Origin of the sequence: Mucilaginibacter sp. OK268, from assembly GCF_900103125.1 — a bacterium.
Lineage (GTDB): Bacteria > Bacteroidota > Bacteroidia > Sphingobacteriales > Sphingobacteriaceae > Mucilaginibacter.
Genome location: NZ_FNJV01000006.1, coordinates 227,096 through 239,037 on the forward strand (window position 1 = coordinate 227,096; position 11,942 = coordinate 239,037).

The 11,942-nt window shown below is 39.5% G+C and carries 9 protein-coding genes; 8 read left to right on the forward strand and 1 reads right to left on the reverse strand.

From position 1 onward, the window contains the following. The first annotated feature begins 109 nt into the window (after window positions 1-109). The 3 genes from BLR84_RS19400 to BLR84_RS19410 all read left to right on the forward strand — a co-directional run bounded on the left by BLR84_RS19400 (window position 110) and on the right by BLR84_RS19410 (window position 2,509). Complete coding sequence (locus BLR84_RS19400) at window positions 110-1,594, forward strand: hypothetical protein (protein ID WP_090471419.1); 1,485 nt, start codon at window positions 110-112, stop codon at window positions 1,592-1,594. 307 nt (window positions 1,595-1,901) lie between these two features. Continuing rightward, the gene (locus BLR84_RS19405; RefSeq protein WP_090471422.1) at window positions 1,902-2,303 is read left to right on the forward strand and encodes a hypothetical protein; all 402 of its coding nucleotides are present in this window, start codon (window positions 1,902-1,904) and stop codon (window positions 2,301-2,303) included. After that, complete coding sequence (locus BLR84_RS19410; protein ID WP_090471424.1) at window positions 2,300-2,509, forward strand: hypothetical protein; 210 nt, start codon at window positions 2,300-2,302, stop codon at window positions 2,507-2,509. The genes BLR84_RS19405 and BLR84_RS19410 overlap by 4 nt, the downstream gene beginning before the upstream one ends. Window positions 2,510-2,897: 388 nt before the next feature. Here the strand turns inward: BLR84_RS19410 and BLR84_RS19415 are convergent, their stop codons facing one another. Continuing rightward, window positions 2,898-3,299 (reverse strand): cupin domain-containing protein, encoded by a 402-nt coding sequence (locus BLR84_RS19415; protein ID WP_090471425.1) that lies wholly within the window; start codon window positions 3,297-3,299, stop codon window positions 2,898-2,900. 953 nt (window positions 3,300-4,252) lie between these two features. Here BLR84_RS19415 and BLR84_RS19425 point away from each other — a divergent pair. From BLR84_RS19425 to BLR84_RS19445, 5 genes are read left to right on the forward strand one after another with little or no spacing between them, the layout of a single operon-like run. Further along, window positions 4,253-5,551, forward strand: coding sequence for a hypothetical protein (locus BLR84_RS19425; RefSeq protein WP_090471427.1), 1,299 nt, complete (start codon window positions 4,253-4,255; stop codon window positions 5,549-5,551). Window positions 5,552-5,571: 20 nt separating this feature from the next. Then, a complete protein-coding gene (locus BLR84_RS19430; RefSeq protein ID WP_090471428.1) occupies window positions 5,572-6,639 on the forward strand; it encodes a hypothetical protein in 1,068 nt (355 codons plus the stop codon). A gap of 4 nt (window positions 6,640-6,643) precedes the next feature. Further along, window positions 6,644-7,579, forward strand: a complete 936-nt coding sequence (locus BLR84_RS19435; protein WP_090471430.1) for a hypothetical protein — start codon at window positions 6,644-6,646, stop codon at window positions 7,577-7,579. A gap of 18 nt (window positions 7,580-7,597) precedes the next feature. Further along, a complete protein-coding gene (locus BLR84_RS19440) occupies window positions 7,598-8,434 on the forward strand; it encodes a hypothetical protein (RefSeq protein ID WP_090471432.1) in 837 nt (278 codons plus the stop codon). Between the two features lie 33 nt (window positions 8,435-8,467). Beyond that, entirely contained in the window at window positions 8,468-11,923 is a 3,456-nt protein-coding gene (locus BLR84_RS19445; RefSeq protein WP_090471434.1) for an RHS repeat domain-containing protein, read from the forward strand. Window positions 11,924-11,942: the final 19 nt, after the last annotated feature.

Here is an 11,942-nt window from a genome sequence, read left to right on the forward strand (position 1 = left end):
GAAATTATATCGAGGTGATGATCTTTTTAACACTACCGAACCGGGGCACTATCGAATGGACGGTATCAGACTGCACATCTTGACTCAAGTTCTCCCTTAAACCTAAATCATGAAAAAGCTCTTTAAACAGTTTAGATATAGTGTTTCATTATTTATTCGCAATAAAACGCGCCTCATTATCCGAAACGTAACAAGAAATAGATTGGAGAAATTAATTGATCGTAGCATAGAATCCATACTTGGCGAAATTTTAAATAATCCCAAAAACAATTCCTGGGTAGTAAGTACCATCAATAGAAAATTCAATTATGTTAGTATCGACCTCTCGGAGTATCAAAATTGGCATCGTGATCCAAAACAATTAGCAAAAGATATTACCAAAGTGTTTAATAAACGCTTTACAGAACGAGAAGTATCCATAGCGTTTCTCAGGAAGTTCAATAATATCACTTTACACCTGCTTTATGGTGGCGAGGATTCATACAATGAAAACTGTCAAATCTTTAAAGTTTATACGCCTGAAAAAAATGCAGTTCGACCACCTAAGAAAGGTTTGCTAAAAAAACTTTTTGAAAGCATCTGGATATGGCCAACCCTTATCGCAACCACTGCTACCGCGGTATTGACGGTATGTTCAATAAAACATTTTTATAATGCTGATGAAAAAGAACTGGACAAGATCGCTGTAATTAATCAAAATATCAACTTTGTTACAGGTATCTTTGGTTCGTTTATTATGACGTTTCTAATGACGCGTGTTCTGAATCTCAGGCAGGAAAAATTAAAACGAGCCCCTCAGATAAAGGCATTGTCTGATAAGCTGGCGCAATTTCAAAAGATATGTTTCCATTTGATAAACGATCATGTATTCTGGAATGAAAGTGAAGATTTCAAATATGCTAAACGAATCAGCGATAGGATTTCATATTGGGATGCTAAAGGATTGGAAATGGACCAAACCGATGTAGAATTTAATTACTTTCAATCACTGATAACAGCCCCCGGATTTAGAGCGGATATTATCTGGCTATATCTACAGCTAAAAATGTTTGCCGACCTACACCCTTTGCAGAATCTTAATTTATTATATACTAAACACCCGCCAGTCATAATTTTTGCCTCGAAGGAAATAAAGGACTTTTTAGCGTTTGTTGATTACAATGAAGTGTATAATTACCTTGATAATAAAAAAAATGCTCCTGTTTACGATGCTCAATCCACATTTGGTAAAAATATTATCAGTGCTGCCAAGCAATTTGACGCCGGCAAGTTCAGTGATGTAACATATTCTAAAGAGCTGTTGATAGATATTGCTGACGAAGTACAAAATAGAGTGTTGCCTAACCTTTATTATTTGCTTACGCTTAATGAAGATAAGCTTCCGCTTTCGGTAAAATATTACTTTGGGGCAGTGGTTTCAATAATTTCCCTTACCGTAATCTGGCCGGTCATTTTTAACCTGTTCCTGTCGAATAAATTATTTCTTAACATTGGAAGCATTGTTCTTTTAGGGGTTTTCATCCACATATTACTTATGTTTCTATTGTTTCTGAAAAACGAGGCTCTTCTCAAAAGACCAGATGACTATAGGTAAATTATAAATGAACAGTATTTCACGCTTTCTGTATGCGTCAGACCATTTAAATTTTCTACCTCTTGAATTTCTACCTCTTGAAAATACGTCACTCATTCCCGTCTCTGTTACCTGCTTTTGATTTTTTACCGTTGGATATGGAGCGCTTTTTTCATCTGCCCGTGACAAAGTAAGCATCGGCAGATCATCACATTCCTAGAGAACCAAGCCATGTACAACTTGGAAAGGCCGAAGCAGCGGCCAACGATTATGTGAACTACATTGCTTTCACGCTGTTTTGGATGATTCTAACTTGAATACGCATAGAATGGAATGCGTGAGTGAAAGGAGACAGCTATTACGGCAACTTGCACTACAGCAATCGGCACTTTCTAAGGCTCGAAAGCTATTTGTGGAAGATATATTGAAGTTTGATGACTACAGTGAATTCAAAAAAGAGTTTCTGGCAACTTCCGCATGTCTAAAAAAAGAGCTGGGCGATAATATTGATAAGCTGAACAATATTGATATACAGCGTCAATTAGAGCATGGAGCCTTGGTAGATCCCTTTAGGGGATATGCCAGTCTGGACACCGCGGACAAAAAGCATCTAGTCAAGCTTATTCCGCCGAATGAGGTGAACTTTCAAACGGGCGAGATTTCGTTGGGTCTTACCGATGCATTGTCAAAAATATTGGTATTGAACATAAAGAGCAAGTCAAAGAAATGAACTTTATAGAAAGAAAGGTTTCGGTCAAACGTGCAATTTTCGTTTTGGCCAAAAATGGCATTGAGGTAGATGATAGCGAGGCTAGCGTCATCTTGGATTTTCTTTATCTGATAGCGAAGAATTATAGCAAAAAAGAGGAAGTAGAAAATGCCCATAACCCAAAGGAGAAGTCGAACACATCAAAATCGACCATAATAGACCCTTAAAGCTGCTTTTTAGACCATTTTGAATAAATGTCTAAAGAGTTTTTTAGTAATTGTCGAACACGAATCGGTCGGACGGTAACAGTTTGGACCACAGGATTTTATTGGCATAAAAAAAGGAAACAACCCCAATGGGGTGTCCTTAAGTAGCGAGAGTGAAAGATTTTCAACCGTTTTGTGGAAGATTTGGAGCGTTTAAGCCGAATTGATAAACTCAGCGAGGATTCGTAAATCTTTTGCTTATGTGGTAATACCTTTATTCGACGACGTGAGGGCTTGACTTTTTGATTGATTAATCACAGCCAATGATAAGTCAGAATTTTGCTTATCATTGGCGAAATACCACATTAGCAATTTATAATAATTGCTTGTTCAATCAAGCCTGAACTAACTATTTAAAGCTGTTGTACTGCTCGTAGCTAATAGGCTCAAGCCAGTCCACCACACCCTTTTCCGTATTGATCCCCACAGCATAGTGCGCAAACCTGCCGTTGGGCGTTGCGCCATGCCAGTGTTTTACACCCGGCAACACATTCACAATATCACCAATCTTAATTTCCTGTATAGGCGAACCCTCTTCCTGGTAATAACCCACGCCTTGCGTAACAATCAATATCTGGTTGCTGGGATGTGTATGCCAGTTGTTCCGGCAGCCTGGCTCAAATATCACTTCGCCTATGGCACAATTGATCACCTCATCTGCGGTTACCCTCATTTTCAACCAGGTATTGCCGGTAAAGTATTGTGCGGCCACCGAGCCGAAGCCCTCGGGTGCTGTATATTGATTTTCCATGTTTCTAAATTTTATATAGTCGCCGCATAGATAACATACCGATAGCGTGCTCGCTTGTTTACTACTTTATCCCTGGCATCATTGATCTCCGATGCTTTAATAATTCGATCTGCGGTAGATCTTGTTTTCAGGGTATAAGCTCATCACTTCCTGTGTTCCGGGATGACACCTTGCGACCAGCGTAGCTTTTTGTTTTATAATACTCATTGTTTGATTATTAATAGATGAAAATACTTGCGCGGTCGCGCCAGCATCAAACCGGCCCCGGATACAGCAGTTTGCTGAATAAATGTTCTTCTGTTCGATCGTATGTTTATTGTTCGATGGGTTTAATAGTTTTGCAGAAATTCGGCCAACGATCATGTTATCGGGGACATCTTTAGTGACTACTGCACCTGCGCCGACCACTGCGTTCTCACCAACAGTCACACCTGGCAGAACCGTTGCACCTACACCGATCCAGGCACCTTTTTTATGACAATTCCATTCGAGATCGTCGCACGTCGTTCAGCCGGATCTAATGGATGACCTGTGGTGATGAGGCTTACTTTAGGCCCGATCAGTACATCATCTTCCAAAGTGATGCCGCCCCTGTCCATAAAAGTACAGGCGTGATTGATAAAGACGTTTTTGGCTAAAGTGATATTCTCCCCAAAATCCGAATAGAAGGGTGGGTGATTAACCTATATGTTAAGTTTGTATTAATTAGGTATAATATTTTAATATACTCTATTTATTTAGAATCATAAATAATTATATTTGAATCACCTTGCAATTAATAAAAATATAACTTATCACAATGATCAAACTCGCACCCCTCAAGTCCAAACAAGGACTGTTCCAATAACTATATCAATATATCCGAAAAGCTAGGCCTCCCTTATGGAATTGGCTGGTTATTTTTCTGTGCCTTTTAAATTATAACTCTACTCGATTTAGTCTTACTTTATTTTATGAAAACCCCTTATCTAATCCTTTTAGCTATCTTATTTGCTACATACAGTAGTCATGCTCAAAATACATTTCCAACAAGTGGAAATGCAGGTATAGGCACAACCACCCCTACAGCAGGTTTAACGGTCCAGTCGGAGGGTGGGAATACTGCAGATGGATCCCTTTTTCTGGTCAATGGAGTCAATAACGGATTTGGTGGAGGAGCAACAATTGCCGGAATTAAAACAACAGCAGGAGACGGAGGACAATATAATTTTTTAAAGATTCAAAATGCGGGAGGCGTTAAGTTCTTAATTAACGGGGCTGGGAACGTTGGTGTTGGCACCACTAATTTAAACGCTAAATTTAATATTTATCAAGGTTTGGTGTTAGGCAGTGTTATTAAAAATAATACACTGCTGGCTACAACCGGGGGTTCTACAGGAGCCAATAGCTTCCTGAATAATTTATGGCTGGTCAGGAATGTGGGAGGTAGCGATTTTACAACAGCCAGATTACATGATGGCATTTCTATTGATGCTTCATTTGGAACACCGCAAACGGATACCCGCACCTGGTGGGAAAGAGATCCTACTTCAGATATTCAATCCTGGGGAACAGCAACAAATGCTTATTTAACGATTAATAAAGGGAATGTGGGAATAGGTACCTTAACTCCAGGAAGTGCATTAACTCTTATAAACAGTACTCCTATAATTCAGCTTTTTGATAAGGAGCCTAGTCCACATGATGGAAGCAGTATGGGGAAACTCGCATTTGGTTCAGGCGGCTCTGAATACGCATCTATAGAAGCTTCACGAGTGGCTACTAATTTTGATGACGTATCTATGTTGCAATTCAGGACATGCTGGGCAACAGGAGCTGGAGGTGACGGCGTTAATCTGGAGCGTATGCGTATCAACTTTAATGGGAATGTGGGTATTGGAACAACAAATCCACAGAATAAGTTGGATGTGAATGGTACAATACATTCCCAAGCAGTCAAGATTGATTTAGTTGGCTGGAACGATTACGTCTTCAAAAAGGATTACCAACTACGAACCCTTCAAGATGTAAAGGCATATATAGATCAAAATCAGCATTTACCAGAAATTCCATCTCAACAAGAAATGATCAAGAAGGGCTTGGATGTGAGTGAGATGAGTAAACTACATATGAAGAAAATCGAAGAGTTGACTTTGTACCTGATAGAGAAAGATACAGAGATAAACGAACAGAAAGCGATCAATAATAAACTACAAGAGCAAATTAATCAATTAAATAAAAAACTCGAACTGCTCGTCAATAAAATTAAATAGTCTTTTATCCTTGTCTTATCATGAAGAAACCTTTCCTTTTCCTATCTCTATTTCTAAGCTTTTCATCTTTAGTGCATGCACAATGGACAACCAATGGAGCAAACACTATTACTTCAACCACTAATTCCATTGGTATTGGAACAACCACGCCACAGTCATTACTACATATCTCCGGAACAGGTACGTTCATCAATCAAAGCTCGCAGTTTGATTCGAAATCATTGATCATCCAGTCTAATAATGGAGGGCGAGGCCTCGCAAATGGGGCGCAATTGGAATTTGTTATTCCTGCTAATACCGATGGAACTAATCCCTGGGGGCAAGCTCGAATCATTACAGTAGCTGGTAATAGTAATACTGGCGATGCCACCGGTAAGATGATTTTGGGTACCCGTAGAATGTTTAATAAAATTGGCGCAGGCGCTACATGGTATTACGGGGATGATATCACTATTGATGGAGGTGGAAAAGTTGGTATAGGAACCACTATACCTAATACTCCGCTGGACATAAATGGGGCTTTTTGTGGAGGTAATACTAATTTAGACGGCTTTAATACTGGATTCTTAGCCAACTCATCTAAAATATTAATTGGATGGAATAGGACACAGGGAGCAGGTGAAACAGATTTTATTGCCAATCAAGGAGCCGGTACCGTTGGAGGGTTTGCGTTTTATAATCATGATAACAACAACTCCGAGAAACAATTAATGTGGCTCACAGGTGATGGTCGACTAATGGTTGGTTTGAGTACCGGAAATACGGGCAATAACAAGCTGGCTGTTGGTGGTGGGATTATAGCGGAAGCAGTCACTGTTAAATTGCAAGCTAACTGGCCAGATTATGTTTTCAAAAAGGACTACCAGTTACCGTCACTTCAAGAAGTTAAAGCATATATCGATCAAAACCAACATCTACCCGAAATACCATCAGAACAACAGATTGCTAAAGATGGATTGAACCTGGGCGAGATGAATAAGTTATTAATGAAAAAAATGGAAGAAATGACTCTGTACATGATAGAGGCGAAAGAAGAGATTAACGAATTAAAGAAACAAGTCCAGGACTTGAAAAAACAAAACAAATAGATATATGAAAAGAGCCTTACTTCTGACATTGACAGTTTTAATTGGTACGCATTTTGCAAATGCGCAAACTAAAACGGTTACTGTTGACGCCAACGATGCATTAAACAATAACACTAAAATCGTTGCTCAAACCTCTATCGGTCAGATATTTTTCACGGGACATCAACTTGGAACAAGTTATGCGTATCCTAGTGCGGGCATATTCAGAGCCTGGACCGATAATCCAAACGGAGCAAACAATATTTTTTTTGATGGTATTACTGCTGGGACGACAAATTTTAGTGTAAGAGCAGATGGGCAGGGATATTTTGCAGGCAATGTAGGAATTAGCACCAATGCTCCCGCTGCCAAATTACATATATTCAGTCAATATGATGTCAATCAAATAACTGCCTTGAAAATGTTTTATCAGGGTACTTGGGGAACACCTACTTACGCGACAAATTTTAGATTTATCGATTTAAACAGTACCGAAAGCGGAAAAGTACTACAGGTGAATGGAACGGGAATAGGTATCGGATATGACCCACCTGCCTGGTCGACCGCTGATAAATTATACATTAATGGAAACGTTGGTATAGGGACTACCGATCCTAAAGGATATAAGCTTGCTGTGAACGGCAGCGCCATTGCCACTGCCATGATAGTGAAGCTTAACTCTGCATGGCCCGACTATGTATTCAAAAAAGACTATCAATTACCATCCTTGCAGGAAGTAAAAGCATACATCGATCAAAATCAGCATTTGCCTGAAATTCCATCAGAGCAGCAAATAACTAAAGAAGGGTTGAATCTGGGGGAAATGAATAAGTTGTTAATGAAGAAAGTGGAAGAGTTGACACTGTATCTGATTGACGAACATAAAAAGAATAAAGATCAACAGGAGCAAATTGACCAGTTAAACAAGAGAATAGAACTGTTGAATAATAAAATTGAATAAAAATATAGATCTACGACTATGAACAAAAGAATACTTTTTAAACTGATTTTTTTAATCTTGTTGGCTTTTCCAGGTATAACCTATGCGCAATATACGGTGGATAATGTTGGATCAACACAGCGTCCATTCTATTTGGTAGGCAGTTTACCTCCAGATGATCTGGGTAACTATCAAAAATTACAAATTGATGTTTTAGGAGGTGGGTGGGGAAATAATACTCTCGGAGTCACCACATATTACGTGGGAAACAGAGGAGGCTTGACAATTCATCAAACGACGCAAGGTAGTGGTGCTACATCTTTTGGCATTAAAGCTTACGCAAACCCCAATGGGAATACGGACATATATATTATCATCACACAGGACTATCCTGCGATTTCTATAAAATCATTTAAATTACCTAGTAATAATGGCCAATTGCAAGCTATTGTACAACAGGCACCTATTGGAACAGACGTTACTCCAGTTTTACTTCCGGTAATGATTACCGATGCCAATGGTAATATCGCACTTAATACCTACGACTCTAAAGGATACAAGTTCGCAGTTAATGGCAGCGCCATCGCAACCTCAATGACCGTAAAACTCAACTCAGCATGGCCCGATTATGTTTTCAAAAAAGATTATCAATTACCTTCTTTATCAGACGTAAAAGCCTACATCGATCAAAATCAACATCTACCCGAAATCCCATCAGAGCAACAAATAGCTAAAGAAGGCTTGAATCTGGGAGAGATGAATAAACTGTTGATGAAGAAGGTGGAAGAGTTGACTTTGTATCTGATAGAGAAAGACAAAAAGGAAAAAGAATTAGAAACCAGGATAAAAAGCCTGGAACAAAAAAGCAAGAACTAAACATTAAGACGTTAAATCAAAACATTTTCTAAAATGGAAAAAATCATTCCTGCAAAAAGGAGTAGAATATACCGCTACTTTATTGGATTTATACTGTGCCTTAACCTTACTGTTGTGTATGGGCAGCCCAATAACCCAACTTTTGACCAAAACCCAATTCCGCCGTCCCCAGAAGCGCAGGCTTTTATGAAATATGGGATCTACCCGGTAGATTATAGTACGGGGGTGCCTAAAATTGAAATTCCTTTGTATCAGATTAAAACGGGGAAACTCTCCTTGCCTATTAGTTTATCATATCATGCCAGCGGGATTAAAATCAATGAGCTGGCTGGCAGTAGCGGTCTTGGGTGGACATTGAATGCGGGAGGTGCGATCTCCCGTGTGATCAATGGCTTTGAAGATGAGTATGGTTTTTTGCAATATGATCATTATTCGGCATCTTACATTGACAATTATACACCACCTTCTGGCGGTGATTATAGCCAGGTTTATGAGTTTGTTAGGGCTATCGCGTTTGGAAATAATAGTGGAGATGGTAGATCAGATGATTATTTTTATAACGTAGGAAGTGGATTATCAGGACAATTTGTATATGATATCAATAAGAATCTTCGTCAGCGCTCTTTTAGTAATAATATCATTAAATGGACGGGGCTTAATCAAAATACCTTTGAAATTATCGGTGAAGACGGAACGCATTACATATTTAATGATAAAGAGCTTGTTCATACCCAAATAGGCTCTAGTCCAAGCTCTTGGTATGTGAGCAAAATAATCTCCAGTGATGGCAAGGATGAGATCGATTTTGAATATAATATCCTTCCTCCGCCGAATTCCTATTTTATCGAATCGCAAACATTTAATAACAATAACTTGATAAAAGATGACCAGACAACCTGGCAACCATTGCAATGGCATCGAAATATAATCACCAATGATAACTCTGTAGTTGTCAAAAAAATCAAGTTCAAAAATGGCTCCGTTACCTTCACTTATGAAAGCGGGCGGAAGGATTTGATGAACAATCGGTTAAGTGTGGTTACTGTTAACAGGGTAACGAACACGGGTGCTGAAATACCGATCGATAGCTATAAATTGATACATACTTATTTCGGAGACCCGAATAGTGCCAATGCTCATTTTGATTCAAGGCTACGCTTAGATGAAATAAAAAAACTTGATCAAAACAATCAGTACATCAGTAGCTATTACTTTCATTATAACCAGCAAATATTGCCTGCTCTATGTGACCCAAATAATCCATCCGGAACAGCATTGGCCAGCCCGGCTTTTGCACAAGATTATTGGGGGTATTTTAATGGTCATTATGAAAACAGACATCTTATGCCAGATGTACCTGCAGGGGTAGGACTTTCCCCGGCAAATCGCTCTGCAAATGAGGTTTATATGAAAGCTGAGAGCCTGGAAGAAATCGATTATCCAACCGGGGGGAAAACCCTATTCGAATTTGAGGCTAATCGTTTCTCCGATGTATCATTAGTCGGTGGTTTGCGTGTAAAAACGATAACCTCAACGGCCAATAGTACAGCGCCGGCAGTAGTTAAACAATATCAATATGGTAATGCCATATCCTTAACACCAAACGGTGAGCCTTCCTATTATTCGTTTTTGCAAAAGTATGATAATGGAGTGGCGGCAAATTGGGGGGCTTATGATTGTCCGGTAAAAGCAGTTTATTTTTCAGATGCAGTTGTCCCGTCCGGGTCTCACAATGGAAGCCCTGTAATTTATGCATCGGTCGCCGAGGTGATGGATGTTGGCCAAAACCAGAAACAGAAAACAGTATATACTTATGATACAGAAAGTGACCAGGCTTATCCGGTTCCAGAAACGGGTAAATATGGCAGCGCAACTTATTCGGATAAATCCTGGGCTCGGGGAAATCTCTTGAGTAAAACCTATTATAAATATAAGAATGGGAACTATGTGATCAATAAAAGTATAACCAATCATTACGATCCTAAGCAGGTTAGTACGATAAATACCGGAATGAACTGTTTTATCCAGACGGTGCACAGCCAAAATGATCAGGGAAGAAATAATCCCGGGGGGTATCCCCTCCCTTTTACTTATCCATTCGGCCCTGCTCCTCGTCCCGGATATTGGGATTTTAGTTATTTTGATGTGAATGAAGAGGCTGGAGTAAAAAAAGTGACCAGTACCGAAGAAATTGATTATGATGATAACGGAAATCCCACTACGGATAAGCTCACCAATATAGCTTATAACAGCCCGGATCATCTTTTCCCTACACAAAAAGATGAAACTAACAGTGACGGTACTAAGTACATAACCCAATATAAATACCCGCAGGATTTTCCGGGAATGTCTCCATACGATGTGATGATAAGGAATAACATACTTTCGCCAACCATCCAGGTTTTTAATTATAAAAACACAATAAGCAACCTCCTATCCTTTCAAAAAACGAATTATGCCGATTGGGGAAATAATATCATCGAGCCGGCAACGATAGATTTACAGAAAACCAATAATCCTGTGCAAACGGCATTTAATTATCTGGGATATGATGAAATGGGTAATGTTACTAGTACGGGAAAAACCGCAGGGCCGATAACCAGCTATCAATGGGGATATCAGCAACAATATCCTATTGTGCAAATCAAAAATGCGGCCAGCACTTTGAAAACAACAATGACCTCTGTAGGAAACGGATTTTCCATACAGTTCCCGGCGACATCAAGAGACGTTAATACCCGACAGTTTACCGTTGGGGCTAATGGTACAACCAGCTTATCAATCGATTTTGGTGGTGACGAGGGAAGCGGTACTGTGCGTGCGGAAGTTACTATAAACATTACCGGGCCAAATAATTATAATTCTGGCTCTTTTTCACTTTGTTTAGCTACCGGGACGGCTACTTGTGGAACTTATTCGTCGAGCAGGGTATTGACCGGCTTAGCTCCCGGAAACTATACCCTGAGTGCCAGCATTTATGACGCTCAAAATCTGATCATTCCCATTAACTTATCCGTTTCTTATTCAGGCTCGGTACCTATTGTTTCGGGTAACAAGGATTTTTACTATGACGGTTTTGAAGAGAATGGGGGGAATAGTGCCATTAATGATTGCAGGACTGGTCATTTAAGTCATACAGGAGCATATAGTGTGGCTTTAAGTAATTTGTCGTCAAGAAGTTATATTTTAAGTTATTGGGTAAAGAGTGGCAATAGCTGGGCTTTACAGACACTACCACCGGTAAGTGTAACAGGCGGAACGTATACTATCAGCATTCCTGGCGGACAGATCGATGATGTGCGTTTTTGTCCGGTGGATGCGCAGATGACGACGTATACCTATGATCCGTTAGTAGGTATGACCAGCGTTACAGATCCTAAAAATGAGACGACTACTTATGAATACGATAGTCTTCAGAGGTTGAAGACTATAAAAGATAAGGATGGGAATATTGTTAAACAGACCAAGTATCATTACCAGGGGCAATAAAACAGATGTCATTAAACCT

Bases quoted from the DNA above. Each gene is read 5' to 3' on its own strand.
- BLR84_RS19400 (WP_090471419.1), top strand. From the start codon at position 110: ATGAAAAAGCTCTTTAAACAGTTTAGATATAGTGTTTCATTATTTATT.
- BLR84_RS19405 (WP_090471422.1), top strand. From the start codon at position 1,902: ATGGAATGCGTGAGTGAAAGGAGACAGCTATTACGGCAACTTGCACTA.
- BLR84_RS19410 (WP_090471424.1), top strand. From the start codon at position 2,300: ATGAACTTTATAGAAAGAAAGGTTTCGGTCAAACGTGCAATTTTCGTT.
- BLR84_RS19415 (WP_090471425.1), bottom strand. From the start codon at position 3,299: ATGGAAAATCAATATACAGCACCCGAGGGCTTCGGCTCGGTGGCCGCA.
- BLR84_RS19425 (WP_090471427.1), top strand. From the start codon at position 4,253: ATGAAAACCCCTTATCTAATCCTTTTAGCTATCTTATTTGCTACATAC.
- BLR84_RS19430 (WP_090471428.1), top strand. From the start codon at position 5,572: ATGAAGAAACCTTTCCTTTTCCTATCTCTATTTCTAAGCTTTTCATCT.
- BLR84_RS19435 (WP_090471430.1), top strand. From the start codon at position 6,644: ATGAAAAGAGCCTTACTTCTGACATTGACAGTTTTAATTGGTACGCAT.
- BLR84_RS19440 (WP_090471432.1), top strand. From the start codon at position 7,598: ATGAACAAAAGAATACTTTTTAAACTGATTTTTTTAATCTTGTTGGCT.
- BLR84_RS19445 (WP_090471434.1), top strand. From the start codon at position 8,468: ATGGAAAAAATCATTCCTGCAAAAAGGAGTAGAATATACCGCTACTTT.